Origin of the sequence: Paractinoplanes atraurantiacus, from assembly GCF_900215205.1 — a bacterium.
Classification (GTDB): Bacteria; Actinomycetota; Actinomycetes; order Mycobacteriales; family Micromonosporaceae; genus Actinoplanes; species Actinoplanes atraurantiacus.
The window spans coordinates 93,755-113,712 of the sequence record NZ_OBDY01000022.1; the positions used below are offsets into that span (position 1 = coordinate 93,755).

Consider the following 19,958-nt stretch of genomic DNA (forward strand, 5'->3'; position numbering starts at 1 on the left):
ACGCCGCTGTTCTCAGGAAGTTCGAAGCAAGTGATCAGGCTCCCAGTTGGAGGACGTACGGTGATGACCATGAGGATTGTCGTGTTGGACGACTATCAGCGGGTGGCCCGGGAGTATGGGCCGTTCGGCAGCCTGGGGGCCGACGTCGAGGTGCTGCACGAGCATCTCGCCGATGAGGACGAGCTGGCGGACGCTCTGCGCGGGGCCGATGTCGTGGTGGCCATGCGGGAGCGGACGGCCTTCACCGCCTCGCTGTTCGGGAAGCTGCCCGACCTGCGGCTTCTGGTCACGACGGGGATGGCCAACGCGGCCATCGATCTTTCGGCGGCGGCTGAGCGCGGGGTCACCGTCACCGGCACTCAGATGTACGGGTCCACGAAGAGTTCCAACACCACGGAACTCACCTGGGCGCTCATCCTGGCCGTCCGCCGGCATGTGGTGGTCGAGGACCGGGCGCTGCGGGACGGGCGCTGGCAGACCACTGTCGGCGTCGATCTGGCCGGCAGCACGCTCGGTGTGCTCGGGCTGGGGCGGCTGGGCCGGCAGATCGCGCGGATCGGGCAGGCCTTCGACATGCGGGTGATCGCCTGGAGCCAGAATCTGACGGCCGAGCGGGCCGAGGAAGCCGGCGTCACTTATGTCGGCAAAGACCAGCTTTTCGCCGAGAGTGACGTCCTGACGATCCACCTCAAGCTCAGCGACCGCACGAAAGGGCTGGTCGGCGCGGCCGAGCTGGGCGCCATGAAACCGAGCTCGGTGCTGGTCAACACGTCGCGAGGGCCGATCGTCGACCAGGGGGCGCTGATCGCCGCGCTCACGGCCCGGACGATCGCCGGGGCCGGGCTGGACGTCTACGACGAGGAGCCGCTGCCGCTGGGCAACCCGCTGCGGGGCGCGCCGAACACCGTGCTGCTGCCCCATCTGGGCTACGTGACCGAGGCCGGCCTGCGAACCATGTACGAGCAGGTGGTCGAGGACATCGCGGCCTGGCGCGACGGGAAGCCGGTAAGGGTGTTGATTTGATCATCGGTTTGGGGCTATGACGTGGCGATGGCGGAGATGACGGTGGCCGACACGAATGGCATCCTCCGCCAGGCGTGGGTCCATCCGGAGCGTACGAGCCGGGGTCTCGGCTGGGAGCAGCTGTACGTCTCCACGCAGCGCGAACAGCCCTATCAGGCGTCCTTCGGCGGCGCCGGCAGCCACCTGGTCATCCTGCACCTGAACGGGCCGGTCACCGTGCGGCGCGGGCACCTCGGGCTGACCCGTGAGCGCACGGTCCCGCCGGGTGGCCTCTTCGTGCACCCGGCCGGCAAGAAGCTCACCGTCGAGCTGGGCGGGCAGCTCGACACCGTGCACGCCTACCTGACCGACGACATGCTGCGCTCGGCCCACGACGGCGCCCCGGTCGAGCTGGCCGAGGAACTGGGCAGCCTCGACCCGCTCGTCGAGCAGCTGCTGCTGACCCTCGACGGCGTGCTGCGGGGCTGGGAGCCGTCGGCGCGGACCTACGTCGACCACCTCGGCCAGGCGCTCGCCGCGCAATTGGCCAGGCGTCATTGCGTACGGCCGAAGCCCGCGACCGAGACGCGGCGCCCGGCCCGCGCGGGTTTGTCGGACCGTCAGGTCAACGCCGTGCGAGACCTGATCGAGGCGAGGTTGGGTGAGCCGCTCCCGCTGTCCGACCTGGCCGCCGCCGCGGGCCTGAGCGTGAGCCAGTTCGCCCGGCAGTTCAAGGCGCGCACGGGCCTGTCGCCGCACCAGTTCCTCATCCAGCGCCGGGTCGACGCCGCCTGCTCCCTGCTGCGCCGCACCGCCATGCCGATCGCCGAGATCGCCCAGCGCTGCGGCTTCTCCCACCAGGAGCACCTGACCAGGGTGCTGCGCGCCCACCTGGACATCACCCCGGCCGCCCTGCGCCGCTCGTGAGCGAGCACAGAATCGACCTGGTCGAGATCTCACTTCCGGAGCCGGCCGCCCCGCGGCGAGCCGCCGAGGTCACACAGTGGTTGCTCGCGACGGGCGTCATCGAGGTCAACAGCGATCGCGACGACCTGTGGCAGCCGAGCGAGTACCGTGCCGGCCCTCGTGTGGAGCAGGCTGCTCCCGGCTTCGAGCGTCCGGCCTACCGCGACGCCGCCAACAACGGCGTGGACGTCATCGCCGGCCGGGGTCTCTACCATCCGTACGAGAACTACGAACCGCCGGACTGCCCGGCCTGCGGAGCACCGATCGACGGCGAGCTTCACACCGGCCTCATCGAGAGCTGGCTGCTCGCGGCGGAACCGGAGCCCGTCTGCGAGAGATGCGGGCACCGGGCGCCGCTCGGTGACTGGGTGGCGCACGGGGACGAGTTCGGCGGGTGGACCTTCCACGTCGCTGAGCTGGCCGTGTCGTTCAACAACTGGCCGGCCTTGAGCGCGAGCTTCGCCGCCGAGCTCGGTGGACGGCTCGGGCCGCGCTGGCGTGTCGTCGCCGAGCATCGTTGAGCCGCGAATGTGCAGCGGAATTGTGCAGGATCGGCGGGGGCCGGCGGGCTGACACTGGGCGCGTGGAGTCGTTCGAGTACAACGCGCACGCCTCGCGGGTGATTTTCGGGGTGGGGACGCTGAGCCGGCTGCCGGATGAGGTGGCGCGCGTCGGCGGGGCGCGGCCGCTGCTGCTCACCACGCCGGGGCGGCCGGGTGTGGCCGGTGTCGAGGCGCGCTTCGACGGGGTGGCCATGCACACGCCGGTCGAGGTGACCGAGCGGGCGCTGGAAGTGGTGCGCGAGCAGAAGGCCGACTGCCTGGTCGCGCTCGGTGGCGGGTCGAGCACGGGGCTCGGCAAGGCCCTCGTGGCGCGGACCGGCCTGCCGCTGATCGCGGTTCCCACCACGTACGCCGGGTCGGAGATGACGCCGGTCCTCGGCGAGACCGAAGGCGGGGTGAAGACCACCCGCCGCGATCCGGCGCTCGTGCCGAAGGCCGTGATCTACGACGTGGAGCTGACCCGGACGCTGCCGGCCGGGCTGTCGGTGACCAGCGGACTGAACGCGATGGCGCACGCCGTCGAGGCCCTGTATTCGCCGCAGGCCAACCCGGCGATCGACAGTTTCGCCCTGGACGCGATCGGCCGGCTCGCCCGGGCACTGCCCCGCATCGCCGAGGATTCGGACGATCTCGACGCCCGCACGGACGCGCTCGTCGGGGCCTGGCTCGCGGGGATCTGTCTCGGCACGGTGACGATGGGGCCGCACCACAAGCTCTGCCACGTTCTGGGCGGCTCGTACGGTATGCCGCACTCCGAGACGCACACGGTTCTGCTGCCGCACGTGATGGCCTACATGGCACCCTCCGCGCCCGCGGCCATGCGCCGTGTCGCCGCCGCGCTCGGCGTGCCCGACGCGCCCACCGGAGTCTTCGATCTGGCCGTACGCCTCGGGGCGCCCACCTCGCTGGCCGGGCTCGGCCTCACCGAGACGGCGCTGGAACCGGTGGCCGCCTCGGTGAAGGACGCCGAGGGCATACGTCCCTTCCTGGACGAGGCGTGGCACGGCAGCCGGCCGGCATCGGCCGCGGACAACCTCACCCGGCTCACCGCGGAGGTGGTCGCCAGCTTCGCGAACGCGCCCGACAAGCGGCTCGCCTCGCTGCTCGGCGACCTCGTCACCCGGCTGCACGGCTTCGTGGCCGACAACGACCTCACCGAGGACGAGTGGAAGGCCGCCGTCGGCTTCCTCACCGAGACCGGGCAGCTCTGCTCGCCCACCCGGCAGGAGTTCGTGCTGCTCAGCGACACCCTCGGCATCTCCAGCGCGGTCGACCTGCTGAGCAACTCCCGCTCCCCCGACACCACGCCGTCGGCCGTGCTCGGGCCCTTCTACGTCGAGGGGCCGCCTGTCAGGGAGCACGGCGCCGACCTCGCCGAGGGCCTGGCCGGCACACCGCTGCGGGCCGACATCGCCATCACCGACCTCGACGGGCGACCGGTGGCGGGCGCCACCGTCGACGTCTGGCAGTCCAATCAGGACGGCTTCTACGACGTGCAGTTGCCCGACCTGGAGGGCCCGGTCCTGCGGGCCCGGCTGCGCAGCGGCGACGACGGCCGCTTGCGGTTCTCCTCGATCCTGCCTTCGGAGTACCCGATTCCCGACGACGGCCCGGTCGGGCGGATGTTGCGGGCCACCGGCCGGCATCCGTACCGGGCGCCGCACCTGCACTTCATGATCAGCGCGCCCGGGTTCCGCCGGCTCGTCACCCAGCTCTTCGTCGCCGGCGGGCCATACCTCGACTCCGACGCGGTCTTCGGCGTCAAGGACGACCTGATCGTCGACTTCCCGGCCGGCGAGGACGGTACGCGCCGTGTCGCCTTCACCTTTCGATTGGGGCCCGAGAATGCTGGAAACTGACGTTCTCATCGTCGGCAGCGGCCCGGCCGGTGGCGCCGCCGCGCTGCTGCTGAGCACTTACGGCGTACGCAATGTCGTCGTCACCAAGTACGCCAACCTCTCCGACACTCCCCGCGCCCACATCACCAACCAGCGGACCATGGAGGTGCTGCGCGACGCCGGCGTCGAGGACCAGGTGGTCGCCCAGGCCACCCCGCAGCACCTGATGGGCGACACCACGTTCTGCACCAGCCTGGCCGGCGAGGAGCTGGGCCGGCTGCACACCTGGTACACCCACCCGTCGCGGCTGGCCGACCACCTGCTGGCCTCGCCGTCGAGCATCTGCGACATGCCGCAGCACCTGATGGAGCCGGTGCTGGCCTCGAACGCGATCGCCCGGGGCACGTCGTTCCGCTTCCAGACCGAATATCTCTCGCTGGAGCAGGACGAGGACGGGGTCACGGCGACCGTGCGGGACCGGTTGCGCGGCGACGAATACCAGATCCGCGCGAAATATCTGATCGGCGCCGACGGCGGCCGCAGCAAGGTGGCCGAGGACATCGGCCTGCCCATGGTCGGCCGGATGGGCGTGGCCGGCAGCATCAACATCGTCTTCGAGGCCGACCTCACCAAGTACACGGCCTACCGCCCGAGCACGCTCTACTGGGTGCTGCAGACCGGCTCCGACGTCGGCGGCATCGGCATGGGGCTGGTCCGCTGCGTGCGGCCCTGGCACGAATGGCTCATCGTCTGGGGCTACGACATCGACGGCGAGCCGCCGGACCTCACCGAGGAGTACGCCCGGCGGATCGCCCACCACCTCATCGGCGACGACACCGTGCCGGTCACCATCAAGTCGTCCTCGGCGTGGACGGTCAATCACCTGTACGCCGAGACGTACCACCGCGGGCGCGTCTTCTGCATGGGTGACGCCGTGCACCGGCATCCACCGTCGAACGGTCTCGGTTCCAACACGTCGATCCAGGACGCGTACAACCTGGCCTGGAAGTTGAAGTTGGTCCTGGACGGCACGGCCGGCCCGGGGCTGCTCGACACCTTTTCGGCCGAGCGCGCCCCGATCGGCAAGCAGATCGTCGACCGGGCCAACCGCAGCATCGGCGAGACCGGCCGCGTCTTCGAGGCGCTGGGCCTGCTCTCCACCGGCGATCCGGCCCAGCTGCGGGCGAACATGGCGGCCCGGAAACTGCCGACGCCGGAGGCCGAGAAGCAGCGGCGCGCGCTCCGCGAGGCCATCGAGTTCAAGAACTACGAGTTCAACACCCACGGCGTCGAGCTTGACCAGAGGTACGCCTCGGACGCCGTCACGCCGGACGGGACACCGTTCCCGGCGAATCCCCGCGACGAGGAGCTCTACCACCACGCGACGACGTGGCCCGGCGCGAAGGTTCCCCACGCGTGGGTGACCCGCGGCGCCGAGCGCCTGTCCACACTGGATCTGGGCGGCCAGGGCCGTTTCACGCTGCTCACCGGGATCGGCGGCGAACAGTGGGTTTCCGCGGCCCGCTCCCAGGGCGTCACCGCCGTCACCATCGGCCCCGGCGCGGACTACGAGGATCCGTACGGCGACTGGGCCCGCCTGCGCGAGGTCGGCGACGGCGGCTGCGTCCTGCTCCGCCCCGACAACTACGTCTGCTTCCGCAGCTACGGCCCGGCCGACGACCCGGCCGCCACCCTGCGCGAGGTCCTGGACCGGGTGCTGGCCCGGGGCTCGGTCAGCGGAACTCCGCGACGACGGTGATCTCGCCGACGATGTTGGCGTTGAGCTCGGGCAGATCCTCGGCCGGGATCCAGTACTCGAGGATCGTCCGGCCGCCGGCCTGATGCACCTCGTAGCGGTCCAGGAACGACTTGCGGACCTCGAAGCGGGTCACATAGCCCACGCCGGAGGCCGGGACGTTCCAGTCCCGGGCGATCATGGTCGCGTACTCCTCGTTCAGGACCGGGTAGAAGATCGGCTGGTCCGGAAGGCGCGGCGGCCAGGCCCGCCCGCCGGACGCCTCGACCAGGGCCAGCTCCTGGGGGCCGGTGGGGCGCCACAACGTGATCGTCTCGGTGATCGGCACCCACCCATGATCGTGAAGTGGAGGACGGACGGCCAGCGAATAACCGCCCGGGTCAGCTGTGGATCGCGGTGAGAAGGCGGCGAGTCTGGGCCACGAGGACGCGGGCCCGCTCCACCAGGTAGCCGGAGGTGGCGACCACCTCGGCCGCGGCGGAGAGGGGATCGCGGGGAACGGAGCGGCGGGTCCAGCGGTGGGCGCCGCCGGACGGGCCGTGCAGGCGCGGGACGGCGGTGATGTCGAGGATCTGGGCGACGATGCCGGCGGCCTCACCGATCCGCAGTTCGGCGCCCACGGCGAAGGCCCGCGCCCGGCAGTCGAGCAGGGTCGCCACGCAGGCGGCGTCGATGAAATCGAGGTGGCGCATGTTCATGTCGATGACCCGGCGGCCGGCGGCGAGCTCGACATAGACCGCGGTGGCGAACCGGTCGCAGTTGTCGCGGTCGAACTCGCCGTGAGCGTGCAGCGTGGCCGCACGCGGGGTGACCGGCTCGTGGATGATGACACCGTCAGCCATGGGTGCTCCCCCCGGGTGCGGTCCACATGTTACTCGCGTGTCGCGGTCAACGGTGTGGCGATGTCCTCCAGACTGCGGCGCTCGGCCTTGACGCCCAGGAACGCCTCGACCACACCGCCGGCGATCATGACGGCGGCGCCGATGACGAAGGCCAGGACCGTGTCGCCGACCTTGCCGGTGCCGACGAGCCCGGAGAAGATCAGCGGCCCGGTGATGCCGCCGGCCGCGGTGCCGACCGCGTAGAAGAACGCGATGGCCAGGGCCCGGGTCTCCATCGGGAAGATCTCACTGACGGTGAGGTACGCCGAGGAGGCGCCGGCCGAGGCGAAGAACAGCACCACACACCAGCAGGCGGTCATCGTGACCGCGTTCAGCACGCCCGTGCTGAACAGCCAAGCAGTGGCGAGAAGCAGGACACCGGAGAGGACGTACGTGCCGGTGATCATGATTTTGCGGCCGACCGAGTCGAAGAGCGGGGCCAGCAGCAGCGGGCCGAGCAGGTTGCCGACCGCGATGACGGCGAAGTAGTAGCCCGTACTGCCGGACGGCACGTCGAAGAAGGTCTGCAGGATCTGCGCGTAGCCGAAGGTGATCGCGTTGTAGAGGAACGCCTGGCCGATGAACAGGGCCAGGCCCAGCCCGGCCCGCTTCGGGTACCGGGTGATCAGGGTCTTGGCGATGGTGCCGAACCCGATGGTCTTGCGGGTATGAATCTCGATCGAACGGGAGACCGGCTCGAGCTTGACGTGGTCCTCGCGTTCCACGGTCTTCTCGACGTCGGAGACCAGGGTCTCGGCCTCCTCGCCGCGGCCGTGGATGAACAGCCATCGCGGGCTTTCCGGCACGTGACGGCGTACGAGGAGAATCACCAGGCCGAGGACGACGCCGAGGCCGAACGCGACCCGCCAGCCCCAGCCGACCGGCAGTTGGGTGAGGATCGGCACGGTGAGCAGGGCACCGAACGCGGCGCCGGCCCAGTACGTGCCGTTGATGATCAGGTCGATGCGGCCGCGGTACCGGGCCGGGATGAGCTCGTCGATAGCTGAGTTGATCGCCGCATATTCGCCGCCGATGCCGGCGCCGGTGACGAAGCGGAACAGGAAGAACCACCACGGGTCGAACGACAGGGCGGTCATCGCGGTGCCGAACAGATAGACGGCCAGGGTGACCATGAACAGCTTCTTGCGGCCGAACCGGTCGGTAAGCCAGCCGAAGAAGAGCGCGCCGCAACACGCTCCGAGCACGTAGATCGCCGCACCGAAGCCGGTGACCTGACTCTGCGTGATGTCGAGGCCACTGCCCGGCTCGGCCAGCCGCCCGGACAGGTTGCCGACGATCGTCACCTCGAGGCCGTCGAGCACCCACACCGTGCCGAGCCCGATAACGATCATCCAGTGCCAGCGAGCCCAGGGCAGCCGGTCGAGCCGGGCCGGGACATCGGTGCGAATGGTTCCGGAGGACATGAACCCGGGCTACCCAAAGGTAAGACGATTCGAACCTCCCGGGGTGACGACCAGGGTCTCCACGGGTTCGGCTCAGCGCCCGCGTGCGCGATGCTGGCTGTACCAGAAGATCTGAGGAGACATCATGAGCAACAGCGACGTGGCCGCCCTGGCCGACCTTCTGCACGAGACCGCCGAGCACCACGACGCCTTCGAGAAGGCGGCCCCACCGCACAACTGGTGGGACTGGTACGCGGCTTACCTGAACGCCCGCCAGAACGGCAGCACCTCGGACGAGGCGGTCGCCGCCGGCAACAAGTACATGGCCGAGGTCAAGAACGTGGTCATCCCGTCCTGACGGGCGGCTGGGCGGCGCCGGGAACCAGCGCCGCCCAGCCCTCAGGTCAGGAGCCGATGGTGCACAGGTCGTCGATGGCCTGCCCGTCGGCCGTGATGCGCTGCATGGCCGCGGCGTCCGGGGCCTTGCCCGCCTTGGCGTCGGCCATGAGCTTGGCGTAGTCGTCGGCCAGGGTCTTCATGGCCTTGCGGACGTCATCGTCCTTGGCCTTGCCGGCCGCCGCGTTCAGTTCGGCGATCGCGGTCTCGACAGTGGCCGGCGTCGCGTTCGCATCGAGCTTGAAGATCGCGGCCTTGCCGGCGGTGCAACCGGGGTCGATGACTGTCGACTTGGACAGCGAGTAGATCAGCGCGCCGGCCGAGGCCATGACGACGACCGACAGGACAACGCCGGTGACGGCCAGGCCGCGTCCCCGCTTCTTGGCGGCCCCGGTCTGGAAGACGGCGATCAGGCTCAGAATGAAACCGACGAACGGCACAAAGATCGCCAGGATCACGCCGGCGATGGCGAGACCGCTGAATCCTCGCTGCGCCGCGACGGGCGCCGGCGCCGGCGGGTAAGCGGGGTCCGCGGGCGGGGCGAAGCCGGGCTGAGTGGGCTGCGGGGCAGGGGGCTGCGTCACTGCGACGGTCCTATCAGAAGATCCACATATTTGAGCGCCCGGATGGTACGTGGTTCGGCGCCCCGTCCGCAGCGAAGGTCGCCCACCTCACGTGCGGAACCGGAAAGAGTCTTCACAGATTCATTGAGGGGTGTCTATGGTCGAGGGATGCGCATCGTTGCCGCCGCCCTGCTCGCGCTTGCTCTGCCGCTGACCTCGGCGCAAGTGCCCACCGAGAGTCCGGCCATCGCTCTCGGCAGTGTCGTGCCGGCGCCGCTGGAAGTGCGGCAGCACGGAGCGGCGTTCCGGATCACCGATCGGACGGTCATCGAGGCGCCGCGAAGCGCCCGGAATGTCGCGGATCGGCTGGCGGAGGCGTTGCGGCCGGCCACCGGATATCGGCTGCCGGTGGTCGGCCAGGCGGGATCGAACAAGATCTCCCTTCGTACGGACGGAAGCCCCGGTTATCGCCTGACCGTCACCAAGAGCGCCATCACCATCGGCGCGCGGGAGAACGCCGGCCTCTTCGCCGGTGTGCAGACGCTGCGGCAGCTACTGCCGCCCGCCATCGACGCCGCCACGCCACAGAGGGCCAAGTGGGTGGTCTCCGGTGGGGAGATCGTCGATCGGCCGCGGTTCGAATATCGCGGAGCGATGCTCGATCTGGCCCGGCACTTCCACACGCCGGCCGAGGTCAAGAAGTACATCGACGCGATCAGCCGATTCAAGATCAACTACCTGCACCTGCATCTCTCGGACGATCAGGGCTGGCGCATCCAGATCGACTCGTGGCCGCGGCTGACGGCGGTCGGCGGCGCGCCGGGCACCGGTGTCGACGGGGCCGGCGGCGGCTTCCTGACCAAGGCCGACTACCGCGACCTGGTGCGCTACGCCGCCGACCGGTACGTGACGATCATTCCTGAGATCGACATGCCGGGGCACGTCAACGCCGCGCAGGTCGCCTACCCCGAGCTGACCTGCGACGGTGTCGCTCCCCCGCCGCGCACCGACACCGAGGTGGGCTACAGCTCGCTGTGCATCGGCAAGGACGTCACCTACCGGTTCGTCGAGGACGTCATCCGCGAACTGGCCGCGCTGACGCCGGGGCCGTACCTGCACATCGGCGGCGACGAGGCGCACGCCACCACCGAGGCCGACTACATCGCTTTCCAGCAGCGGGTGCTGCCGCTCGTCGCGAAGTACGGCAAGACCCCGTACGGCTGGAACGAGATCGACCAGGCACCCGCCGCGACCGGCGCGGTTCTTCAGTACTGGAACCTGGAGCCCACCTTCACCCCGGTGCACGCCTCGAAGGTGGTCCTGTCGCCGGCCAACCGCGCCTACCTCGACATGAAGTACGACCCCGCCACCCGCCTGGGCCTGAGCTGGGCCGCCTACATCGAGGTCGACGACGCGTACGGCTGGGATCCGCTCTCCTACACTCCCGAGCGCAACATCCTCGGCGTCGAGGCGCCGCTCTGGTCGGAGACGCTGCGCAGCATCGACGACATCGAGTTCATGGCCTTCCCTCGCCTCGCCGCGATCGCCGAGATCGGCTGGTCGGCGCGCAAGGACTGGGAGTCGTTCCGCACCCGGATCCGCGAGTATTACCCGCGCTGGGAGCTCCAGGGCGTCGACTTCTACCGGTCGCCGCGGATCGGTTAGAAGCGGTCGAACTTGGCTTCCAGCTCGGCCGGAGAGGTGCCGGCGCCGCTCATCGCCGGCGCCGGGGTGTCCCAGGGCGAGGCCGCCGGATAGGCGCGGGCCTCGGCGTGGCCGCTGAACGCCGGGCGGTGCGACGGCGTGGCGCCGCCGGTGTGGAAGAAGTCCATCAGGGCCGTGAGCTGAGCGGTCTGGGCCGACATCTGCTCGGCCGTGGCCGCCAGCTCCTCGCTGGAGGACGCGGTCTGTTCGGTGACCTTGCCGATCTGGCTCATCGCGATGTTGATCTGGCGGACGCCGGTGGACTGCTCGCCGCTGGCGGCGGCGATCTCCTGCACCAGGTCGGAGGTGCGGATGATGTTCGGGATCATCGTGGAGAGCAGGTCGCCGGCCCGTTCCGCGGTCTGCACGCTGCCCGCGGCCAGCTGGCTGATCTCCTGGGCCGCGACCTGGCTGCGCTCGGCCAGCTTGCCGACCTCGCTGGCCACCACGGCGAAGCCCTTGCCGTGCTCGCCGGCCCGGGCCGCCTCGATCGTCGCGTTCAGGGCAAGCATGTTGGTCTGGAAGGCGATGTCGTCGATGATGCCGATCTTGCTGGTGATCTCCTTCATGGCCGCCACCGTGCGCTGCACCGCCTCGCCGCCCTCCTGGGCCTCGGCCGCCGTCGTGGTGGCGATGCCCTCCGTCGCGGCCGCATTCTCGCTGTTCTGGGCGATGCCGGCGGTCATCTGCTCGATGCTGGCCGTGGTCTCCTCGACGCTGGCCGCCTGCTCGGTGGCCGCCTGGGACAGGCTCTGCGAGGCGCCGCTGATCTGCAGGGAGGCGCTGTTGAGCTGATTGGCCGACTCGACGACCGTGCTGACCGTGTCGCCGAGGCGGCCGAGCGCGCTGTTGAGCGCCGTGCCCATCCGGCCCACCTCGTCGCGGCCGGACACCGCGACCCGCTGGTCGAGGCGGCCCTGCGCCATCGCGGTGAGCACGGTGACCGTCTCCTTGAGCGGGTTGGCCACGGCCCGGGTGATCATCTGCACCACGGTGAAGGTGAGGATGAGGGCGAGCAGGCTCAGGATGATCAGCACGAGTCGCGCCGTCGAATAGGCCGAGGAGGAATCGTCGAGCGACTTCTTGGCCGCGGTGTCGTCCTTGCTGATGAGGTTGTCGACCGCGGTCTCGATGCTCTGGGAGATCGGATTCACCTGCGCGCTGATGACGGAGTTGAATTCGGCGATGCGGTTGGCGGTCGCCAGCGGCTTCAGTTTCTCCTCGGCGATCTTCTTGTACGAGGCCCAGTTCGTGGCGAACGACTCCGCGTCGGCGTCGCCCGGCGCCGATCCGGCGAACTCGCCCCACACCTGGTCGAGGGCGGCCATCGAGTTGTCGAAGTTGTCGACGGCCGTGTCGGTCGCCGCGGCGCCGCTGGCCATGGCCACGTTGCGCAACTTCAGGCGTACGTCGGTGTAATCGGTGGAGATCTCGCCGAGCAGCCGCACGTCGTGCAGGTTGCTGTTGTAGAGATGCGACAGCCGGTTCTGAGTCTGGCTGAGCTGATAGATGCCCACGGCGCCGATGACGATCAGCAGAACGCAGACCACCCCGGCCAGTCCCCGCAGTTTCCAGGCGATGGGAAGGTCACGAAATCCGCCGCGGGAATGTGTCAGCTCGGCCATGGAAGTGATCGTAACGAGGGAAGTATCCCCCTATCCGGCGAAAATGCATTCGGCATTGAGGGCCGATAGCGGACAACGAGGGCCTTTCGAGCCTAAGTCGTTGTTCCCGCACGCGGTCCGGAAAGGATCTGATCGAATCGGGTCATGAACACGGTTACCGAGGCCGGGCGGTACCTGACGTTCACGCTGAACGCCGAGGCGTACGCGCTCGACATCTTCCACGTCACGGAGATCCTCGAGTACCGCACGCTGACCGTGGTGCCGATGATGCCGGAGTTCATCCGTGGCGTGATCAACCTGCGCGGGCGGGCGGTGCCGGTCATCGATCTGGCGATCCGCTTCGGGCGCGGCCGCACCGACGTCGGCCGCCGCACCAGCATCATCATCGTGCACGTGGACGACCCGTCGCCGGCCGAGATGGCCGAGTTCGACACGGACGAGAAGGGCTCGGCCGGCGGGCAGGACATCGGCGTGCTGGTCGACTCGGCCAGCAAGGTGGTCACGCTCTCCCCCGACGACCTGGAGCCGGCCCCGTCGTTCGGCGCGGGCATCCGGGCCGACTACATCAGCGCGATGGCCCGCCGCGACGACGACTTCCTGATCCTGCTCGACGTCAGCCACGTGCTGTCCATCAGCGACATGGTCCGCCTGAGCGAGGCGGCCCAGCGGCATCCGACGGAAGAGTCGTGACGGCCCCGCTCGCGTACGCGCGGACGATCGGCAAGGCGGACTTCGAGTACATCACCGGCCTCCTGTACGACCACAGCGGCATCCGGCTCGCCCCGGGCAAGGAGGCGCTGGTCTCGAGCCGGCTCGACAAGCGGATCCGCGCCCTCGGGCTGCCCGGCTACTCCGACTACGTGCGCCTGCTGCGCGAACGCTTCGACCCGGCCGAGCTGCGCCACCTGATCGACCTGCTCACCACCAACGAGACGTTCTTCTTCCGCGAGCAGCAGCACTTCGACTATCTGCGCCGGGTGATCATCCCGGAGCGGCAGACCGGGCGGATGTTCCGGTTCTGGAGCGCCGCCAGTTCGTCCGGCGAGGAGGCGTACACCGCGGCCATGGTCATCGGCGACGTCCTGCCGCCGCATTCGTGGGAGATCGTCGGCACCGACATCTCGAGCCGGATCGTGGAGAATGCCCGCGCCGCCCTCTACCCGATCGCGGCCGCCGAGAAGATCCCGAAACCGTTGCTGCGGCGGTTCTGCCTCAAGGGCCGCGACGAGTACACGGGCCTGATGACCGTGACCAAGGAGCTGCGCTCGCGGGTGCAGTTCCACTGCCGCAACCTCAACCACGACTTCCGCGAACTCGGCAAGTTCGACGTGATCTTCCTGCGCAACGTGATGATCTACTTCGACATGGACACCAAGCGGGCGCTGGTGCCGCGGCTGGTGGAACAGCTCGTGCCGGGCGGGCATCTGATCATCGGCAGCTCCGAGTCGCTCAACGCGATCCCGTCGAAGCTGCGCATGATCGAGCCGTCGATCTACCGGCTGGACGACGCCCGTGCCTGAGGTCTTCCTGCATCCCGGCGACTACCACTTCGGTGGGGCGGACACCCGTGTGCACACCGTGCTCGGCTCGTGCGTCTCGATCACGCTGTGGCACCCGGGTCTGCACGTCGGCGGCATGTGCCATTACATGCTCCCGGTGCGGCGTCAGGGTGACGGGCCGCCGGACACCCGATACGCGGACGGCGCGATCTGCCGGTTCCTTCGGGACGTACGCCATCACCACACCACCCCGCAGCAGTACGAGGTCAAGATGTTCGGCGGCGGCGAGCAGTTCCCGCATCTGCGCGTGCCGGCCCCGCTCGACGTGGCCGGCAACAACGTCCAGGCCGGTGTGTCCCTGCTGGAGAAGTACGGCTTCAAGCTCAGCGTCCGTGAGTTCGGCGGCACCGGAGCGCGCCGCCTGATCTTCGACATCGCCACCGGCGCCGTCTGGATGCGGGCCCTGGAGCCGATGCCTCATGGCGGGCCGCCGACGTGACCGGCGCGAAGATCGGGGTGCTCATCGTGGACGACTCGGCGGTCGTGCGCCAGGTGCTGTCCGCGCGCCTGCGCGAGAACCCCGGCATCGAGGTCATCGCCGCCTGCCCCGATCCCCTCTTCGCCATGGAGCAGATGAACAAGCGCTGGCCGGACGTGGTGGTGCTCGACCTGGAGATGCCACGGATGGACGGCCTCACCTTCCTGCGCAAGATCATGGACGTACGGCCGACGCCAGTGGTCATCTGCTCGACGCTGACCCAGCGCAGCACCCAGACCTCGATGGAGGCGCTGGCCGCCGGGGCCGTCTCGGTGATCGCCAAGCCGGAGTCCGGGCTCAAGAAGTTCATGCAGGACGACGCCGGCGACATCGTGGCCGCCGTCCGGGACGCGGCCGCCGCCGGCGCGCGCCGCAAGCGGAGCGCTCCGGCCCGTACCCCCGCCATGGCCGGCGCCGGGCCCACCGCCGCGCCCCACCTGCGGTCCCGGGCCGCGGTCGACGAGCGGATCATCGCCATCGGCACGTCGACCGGCGGCACCCAGGCCCTGGAGAAGGTGCTGCCCGCCCTCCACCCCGGCATTCCCGGCGTCGTCGTCGTGCAGCACATGCCGGAGAAGTTCACCGCCGCCTTCGCCGCGCGGCTCGACACCATGTGCCGGGTACGGGTGCGCGAGGCCACCGACGGCGAGCCCGTGCTGCCCGGGCACGTGCTGGTCGCGCCCGGCGGGCGCCACCTCGAGGTGCTGCGCATGGACACCCGGTTCCGCGTCCGCGTCTTCGACGGGCCGCCGGTCAACCGGCACCGCCCGTCGGTCGACGTGCTGTTCCGCTCGGTGGCCAAGGCGGCCGGGCCCGAGGCCCTCGGCGTGATCATGACCGGGATGGGCGACGACGGCGCGCGAGGGCTGCTCGAGATGAAACGAGCCGGCGCCTTCACCGTGGCGCAGGACGAGGCCACCTGCGTCGTCTACGGCATGCCCCGGGAGGCCGTCGAGCTCGGCGCCGTCGACCGCGAGACACCGCTCCCACAGATCGCGGAGGTGATCCACCACCATGGCTGAGCTGCTCATCGGCGCGATTGCGCTGGCCGCCGGGTTCGGCGCCGGATATCTGGCGCGCGGCCGACGGCCCTCGGCCGCGTCCCTGCCGGCGGCGCCCCCGGACCGGTACGCCGAGAAGGTGGCCGACTTCGCCGGCGCCGTCGCCCCGGTCTGGTCGGCCCAGATCGACTCGTCCCGCGCCCAGATGGAAACCGCGATCAGTCAGCTCACCGAGACGTTCGCCGGCATCGTCGAGAACCTCGACTCGGTGCTGGCCTCCTCGGCCGGCGCACTCGCCCAGGGCCAGCACGGCTCGTTCGACCGCAGCCGTGACCGGCTCGGCGACGTGGTCGGCTCCCTCGACGAGGCGCTGAGCGCCAACCACGAGTCGCTGAACGAGCTGCACTCGCTGCTCGGGCTCAACGAGGAGCTGCGCAGCATGTCGGGCGAGGTCACCCGGATCGCCGCGCAGACCAACCTGCTCGCCCTCAACGCGGCCATCGAGGCGCAGCGGGCGGGCGCGGTCGGCGCCTCCTTCGGCGTGGTCGCCATGGAGGTGCGCCAGCTCGCCGACCGGTCGCAGAACACCAGCGCCCGCATGGTCGAAAAGGTGGACCGGGTCGCCGAGGCCATCAACTCGGTGCTGGCCGCGGCCGAGGCCAGCGGCGAGCGCGAGGGCAACGCGGTCGCGCACGCCAACGGCGAGGTCCAGGCCGTCCTCGACGATCTGATGGGCGCGCTCTCGCAGATGCAAAGCTCGTCGCAGGAACTCGAGCGGGCCGCCATCGGCATCCGCGGCGAGATCAGCGACTCGCTGGTCAGCCTGCAGTTCCAGGACCGGGTGGGCCAGATGCTGGAGCACCTGCGCGACAACATCGCCCGGTTCCCCGAGGTGGCGGCCACGCTCGACTCACGCGCGCTGCTCGCCGAGCTCTCGTCCAAATACACGATGGCCGAGGAACACCAGGCGCACACCTCGCAGAAGGCCTCCAAGGTCAGCGAATCCGAAATCACCTTCTTCTAGGAGACGGCCATGGCCAAGACCATTCTCATCGTGGACGATTCCGCGTCGGTGCGGCAGGTCGTCAGCATCGCGCTCAAGGGCGCCGGGTACGAGGTGATCACCGCCAACGACGGCAAGGACGCGCTGAGCAAGATGAGCGGCGGCCAGCGCCTGCACCTGATCATCTCGGACGTCAACATGCCGAACATGGACGGCATCACCTTCGTGGCCGAGGCCAAGAAGCTGCCCGCCTACAAGTTCACGCCGATCATCATGCTGACCACCGAGTCGCAGGACGACAAGAAGAAGCAGGCCCAGGCGGCCGGCGCGAAGGCGTGGGTGACCAAGCCGTTCCAGCCCGAGCAGATGCTCAGCGCCGTGTCCAAGCTGGTCGCGCCGTGACCGCACGCCGGCTCACGGTCGACGACGAGCTGACCATCATCACCGCCGCCGAGCACCGCGAACGCCTGCTGGCCGCGCTGGCCGACGGCGAGGGGGTGCGCATCGACCTGGCCGCGGTCGGCGACATCGACACCGCCGGCCTGCAACTGCTGCTGCTGGCCCGCCGCGAGGGTGACCGGCTGCACGTGCCGGTCGAGTTCGTCGACCCGAGCCCGGCCGTGACCGAGGTGCTCGCCCTGACCCGCCTGGAGCTGTGATGTCGCTCGACGACGACATGCGCGAAGCGCTCGACATGTTCGTGACCGAGGCCCGCGACCTCGTCCAGGGCCTCGAGGAAGGCCTGCTGGAGCTGGAGGACCAGCCCGGCGGGGGCGAGACGGTCAACGCCATCTTCCGGGCCGCGCACACGCTGAAGGGCTCGTCCGGGCTGTTCGGCATGCGGCACCTGGTCGAGTTCACCCACGTCGTCGAGACCGTGCTCGGCTCGGTGCGCGACGGAACCCTGGACGTCTCTCCGGGTTTGGTCAGCGCCCTCCTGCCGTGCACCGATCACATCTCGTCGCAGATCGAGAATCTCGCGGCGGGGCAGATGGAACCGGACAGCTCCCAGGCCGCGGAGGGCATGCGGTTGTTGGAGGGCCTGAACCCGTACCTCCAAAACGGAATGACCACGACGGGCAGTGAGAAAGTCGCCGAGGAGGCCGAGCCCGCGCAGCGGGAGAGGTCCTGGCAGCTGGCGCTGAACTTCGGGCCGGACTGCCTGCGCAACGGCATGGACCCCCTGTCCTTCCTGCGCTATCTGTCGTCGCTGGGCGAGGTGACCGACGTGGTGACCAGCGTCGAGGCGCTGCCCGAGGCCGACGCGATGGACGCCGAGTCGTGCTATCTGAGCTTCGACGTGACACTCGTGACGGCCGCGCCGAAGAGCGAGATCGAGACGGTCTTCGACTTCGTCCGTGAGGACAGCGACATCCGGATCGTGCCGGCCGAGAGCGAGCTCGACGCCTACGTGCGGGCGATCCGGGCCATGCCGGAGAACGACCGGATCGGCGACGTCCTGATAACCAGCGGCGCCGTGACCGAGCTGGAGATGGAAGAAGCCCTTCGACTTCAACAGGAGCGGGCCGTACGCCAGGGAACGCAACCCGAGCCGATCGGCGAGCTCCTGGTCGAGATGGGCATCGTGCAGCGCGACATCGTCGACGCGGCGCTCGCCCGCCAGCGCCGCACGACCGAGACCCGCTCCCACGACAACCGCACGATCCGGGTCGACGCCGGCCGCCTCGACAAGCTCATCGACCTGGTCGGCGAGCTGGTGATCGCCCAGTCGAGCACGGGCATCTCCTCCTCGTCGGAGACCTCCGAGGCCCAGGCCGAAGTCATGCGCCTCGTCGACGAGGTCCGGCACAGCGCGCTGTCGCTGCGGATGGTGCCGATCGGCACGACCCTGCGCCGCTTCGAACGGGTGGTCCGCGACGTGTCGATGGAGCTGGGCAAGGAAGTCTCGCTGGTCATCACCGGCGCCGACACCGAGATGGACAAGGCGCTGGTCGAACGGATCAGCGACCCGCTGCTGCACCTGGTGCGCAACTCGCTCGACCACGGCGTGGAGCCGCCGGCCGAGCGCCGCAAATACGGCAAGAACCAGCAGGGGACGCTGCGGCTGAACGCCTACCACGACGCCGGGAACATCGTCATCGAGGTGGCCGACGACGGCCGGGGCCTCGACCGCGACCGCATCCTGGCCAAGGCGGTCGAACGGGGCCTGGTCGCGGCCGGCACCCCGCTGACCGATTCGGAGGTCTACAACCTCATCTTCGAGCCCGGCTTCTCGACGGCGGAGACCGTCTCCAACCTGTCCGGCCGGGGCGTCGGCATGGACGTGGTGAAGCGCAACGTGACATCGCTGCGCGGCACCATCGAGATGGACTCGACCAGGGGAATAGGCACGACCATCCGCATCCGTCTGCCGCTGACCCTGGCCATCATCGACGGCTTCCTGGTCGGCGTGGGCACGTCGTCGTTCATCGTCCCGCTCGACCGGGTCACCGAATGCGTGGAGCTGCCACCGGGCCCACCCGGCCGCGACGTCATGAACCTGCGCGGCGAGGTGCTGCCGTTCATCCGCCTCAAGGAGCTGTTCACCATCCCTGGCCCGCCGGCCCGCCGCCAGAACGTCGTCATCGTCGAACAGTCAGGGCAACGCACCGGCCTGGTCGTCGACAGCCTGCTGGGCGAGCTGCAAACGGTCATCAAGCCGCTGGGCATCCTGTTCAGCCGGGTGAGATGCATCAGCGGCTCCACCATCCTGGGCAACGGCGAGATAGCCCTGATCCTGGACGTGGGCCCGCTGATCGCCGACCACTCCGACCGCGAACAGACCCGCCAGGCGGCCTGACGCCGCCGGGCTCACCCAGCCGTTCTCGGCCTGATCACCGTGGCCGCAGCCGCAGCGTCGCCGGGTCGGGCCCGGTGACGCTGCCGACGATCGCCGGCCCGTACCGGTCGTACTTGTCGTGATAGGCCTGGTCGATGCCGTCCTGGGTCGCCGCTTCCTCGAAGACGACGTCGCGTTCCACCCCGCCGGCCCTGATCCGCCCGGCGCCCGCGGCCTTCGCCCGGCGAAACCAGCCGTTGTCCGAGCCGTAGGCGCTCCGGACGAAGATGTCGTCACCGGCCCGGACCACCCAGATCGTCACGTACGGACGCAGGCTCCCGTCGGCACGCACCGAGCTGACCTGCAGTTCCTCGGCCCCACCGATCCGGCGGAGCTCATCGTCGTTCCATGTCATGGCTACACCTTCACTGCCTCGTGTGC

Annotated in this window: 21 protein-coding genes; 15 read left to right on the forward strand and 6 right to left on the reverse strand. The window is 69.6% G+C overall.

Features of this window, described 5'->3' with window-relative positions; all coding sequences use genetic code 11:
* The first annotated feature begins 69 nt into the window (after window positions 1-69).
* The 5 genes from CRP55_RS35900 to CRP55_RS35920 all read left to right on the forward strand — a co-directional run bounded on the left by CRP55_RS35900 (window position 70) and on the right by CRP55_RS35920 (window position 6,128).
* The gene (locus tag CRP55_RS35900; RefSeq protein WP_097326440.1) at window positions 70-1,023 is read left to right on the forward strand and encodes a D-2-hydroxyacid dehydrogenase family protein; all 954 of its coding nucleotides are present in this window, start codon (window positions 70-72) and stop codon (window positions 1,021-1,023) included.
* 27 nt (window positions 1,024-1,050) lie between these two features.
* On the forward strand, window positions 1,051-1,929 hold the full coding sequence (locus CRP55_RS35905) for a helix-turn-helix domain-containing protein (RefSeq protein ID WP_097326265.1): 879 nt from the start codon (window positions 1,051-1,053) through the stop codon (window positions 1,927-1,929).
* Window positions 1,926-2,489 (forward strand): hypothetical protein, encoded by a 564-nt coding sequence (locus tag CRP55_RS35910; protein WP_097326267.1) that lies wholly within the window; start codon window positions 1,926-1,928, stop codon window positions 2,487-2,489. The genes CRP55_RS35905 and CRP55_RS35910 overlap by 4 nt, the downstream gene beginning before the upstream one ends.
* Before the next feature lie 62 nt (window positions 2,490-2,551).
* Entirely contained in the window at window positions 2,552-4,390 is a 1,839-nt protein-coding gene (locus tag CRP55_RS35915; protein WP_097326269.1) for a maleylacetate reductase and hydroxyquinol 1,2-dioxygenase domain-containing protein, read from the forward strand.
* Window positions 4,377-6,128: an FAD-dependent oxidoreductase gene (locus CRP55_RS35920; protein ID WP_097326271.1), complete on the forward strand. Its 1,752-nt coding sequence runs from the start codon at window positions 4,377-4,379 to the stop codon at window positions 6,126-6,128. Before CRP55_RS35915 ends, CRP55_RS35920 begins: the two co-directional genes overlap by 14 nt.
* Here CRP55_RS35920 and CRP55_RS35925 read toward each other — a convergent pair.
* Genes CRP55_RS35925 through CRP55_RS35935 form a run of 3 tightly spaced genes read right to left on the reverse strand, consistent with a single transcriptional unit; the run spans window position 6,103 to window position 8,430 of the window.
* Complete coding sequence (locus tag CRP55_RS35925; RefSeq protein WP_097326443.1) at window positions 6,103-6,447, reverse strand: hypothetical protein; 345 nt, start codon at window positions 6,445-6,447, stop codon at window positions 6,103-6,105. The two genes, CRP55_RS35920 and CRP55_RS35925, sit on opposite strands and share 26 nt — an antisense overlap.
* A 58-nt stretch (window positions 6,448-6,505) precedes the next feature.
* Entirely contained in the window at window positions 6,506-6,967 is a 462-nt protein-coding gene (locus CRP55_RS35930) for an STAS domain-containing protein (RefSeq protein WP_097326273.1), read from the reverse strand.
* Window positions 6,968-6,996: 29 nt separating this feature from the next.
* Window positions 6,997-8,430 (reverse strand): MFS transporter, encoded by a 1,434-nt coding sequence (locus CRP55_RS35935; RefSeq protein WP_097326275.1) that lies wholly within the window; start codon window positions 8,428-8,430, stop codon window positions 6,997-6,999.
* A gap of 124 nt (window positions 8,431-8,554) precedes the next feature.
* Between CRP55_RS35935 and CRP55_RS35940 the strand changes: the two genes are divergently transcribed.
* On the forward strand, window positions 8,555-8,767 hold the full coding sequence (locus tag CRP55_RS35940; protein ID WP_097326278.1) for a bleomycin resistance protein: 213 nt from the start codon (window positions 8,555-8,557) through the stop codon (window positions 8,765-8,767).
* 46 nt (window positions 8,768-8,813) lie between these two features.
* Here the strand turns inward: CRP55_RS35940 and CRP55_RS35945 are convergent, their stop codons facing one another.
* Window positions 8,814-9,389: a Rossmann-fold NAD(P)-binding domain-containing protein gene (locus tag CRP55_RS35945; RefSeq protein ID WP_143235149.1), complete on the reverse strand. Its 576-nt coding sequence runs from the start codon at window positions 9,387-9,389 to the stop codon at window positions 8,814-8,816.
* 147 nt (window positions 9,390-9,536) lie between these two features.
* Here CRP55_RS35945 and CRP55_RS35950 point away from each other — a divergent pair, with 147 nt between their 5' ends.
* Window positions 9,537-11,033: a beta-N-acetylhexosaminidase gene (locus tag CRP55_RS35950; protein ID WP_097326282.1), complete on the forward strand. Its 1,497-nt coding sequence runs from the start codon at window positions 9,537-9,539 to the stop codon at window positions 11,031-11,033.
* On the opposite strand, the gene CRP55_RS53450 is transcribed toward CRP55_RS35950, so the two are convergent.
* Entirely contained in the window at window positions 11,030-12,697 is a 1,668-nt protein-coding gene (locus CRP55_RS53450) for a methyl-accepting chemotaxis protein (protein WP_097326284.1), read from the reverse strand. The genes CRP55_RS35950 and CRP55_RS53450 overlap by 4 nt on opposite strands.
* Window positions 12,698-12,841: 144 nt before the next feature.
* Between CRP55_RS53450 and CRP55_RS35960 the strand changes: the two genes are divergently transcribed.
* The 8 genes from CRP55_RS35960 to CRP55_RS35995 are packed head-to-tail and all read left to right on the forward strand — an operon-like array spanning window position 12,842 to window position 19,538.
* A complete protein-coding gene (locus CRP55_RS35960) occupies window positions 12,842-13,387 on the forward strand; it encodes a chemotaxis protein CheW (protein ID WP_097326286.1) in 546 nt (181 codons plus the stop codon).
* Entirely contained in the window at window positions 13,384-14,217 is an 834-nt protein-coding gene (locus tag CRP55_RS35965; RefSeq protein WP_097326287.1) for a CheR family methyltransferase, read from the forward strand. Before CRP55_RS35960 ends, CRP55_RS35965 begins: the two co-directional genes overlap by 4 nt.
* Window positions 14,210-14,695 (forward strand): chemotaxis protein CheD, encoded by a 486-nt coding sequence (locus tag CRP55_RS35970; protein ID WP_097326289.1) that lies wholly within the window; start codon window positions 14,210-14,212, stop codon window positions 14,693-14,695. The genes CRP55_RS35965 and CRP55_RS35970 overlap by 8 nt, the downstream gene beginning before the upstream one ends.
* Entirely contained in the window at window positions 14,692-15,756 is a 1,065-nt protein-coding gene (locus tag CRP55_RS35975; protein WP_097326290.1) for a protein-glutamate methylesterase/protein-glutamine glutaminase, read from the forward strand. Before CRP55_RS35970 ends, CRP55_RS35975 begins: the two co-directional genes overlap by 4 nt.
* Window positions 15,749-16,759 carry a methyl-accepting chemotaxis protein gene (locus CRP55_RS35980; protein ID WP_097326292.1) on the forward strand — a complete coding sequence of 337 codons (1,011 nt, stop codon included), beginning with the start codon at window positions 15,749-15,751 and terminating at the stop codon, window positions 16,757-16,759. The genes CRP55_RS35975 and CRP55_RS35980 overlap by 8 nt, the downstream gene beginning before the upstream one ends.
* A 9-nt stretch (window positions 16,760-16,768) precedes the next feature.
* Window positions 16,769-17,140, forward strand: a complete 372-nt coding sequence (locus tag CRP55_RS35985) for a response regulator (protein WP_097326294.1) — start codon at window positions 16,769-16,771, stop codon at window positions 17,138-17,140.
* Window positions 17,137-17,397, forward strand: a complete 261-nt coding sequence (locus CRP55_RS35990) for an STAS domain-containing protein (RefSeq protein WP_097326296.1) — start codon at window positions 17,137-17,139, stop codon at window positions 17,395-17,397. The genes CRP55_RS35985 and CRP55_RS35990 overlap by 4 nt, the downstream gene beginning before the upstream one ends.
* Window positions 17,397-19,538, forward strand: coding sequence for a chemotaxis protein CheA (locus CRP55_RS35995; RefSeq protein ID WP_097326298.1), 2,142 nt, complete (start codon window positions 17,397-17,399; stop codon window positions 19,536-19,538). The genes CRP55_RS35990 and CRP55_RS35995 overlap by 1 nt, the downstream gene beginning before the upstream one ends.
* 34 nt (window positions 19,539-19,572) lie before the next feature.
* On the opposite strand, the gene CRP55_RS36000 is transcribed toward CRP55_RS35995, so the two are convergent.
* Window positions 19,573-19,932 carry a DUF2255 family protein gene (locus tag CRP55_RS36000; protein ID WP_097326299.1) on the reverse strand — a complete coding sequence of 120 codons (360 nt, stop codon included), beginning with the start codon at window positions 19,930-19,932 and terminating at the stop codon, window positions 19,573-19,575.
* Between the last annotated feature and the right edge of the window lie 26 nt (window positions 19,933-19,958).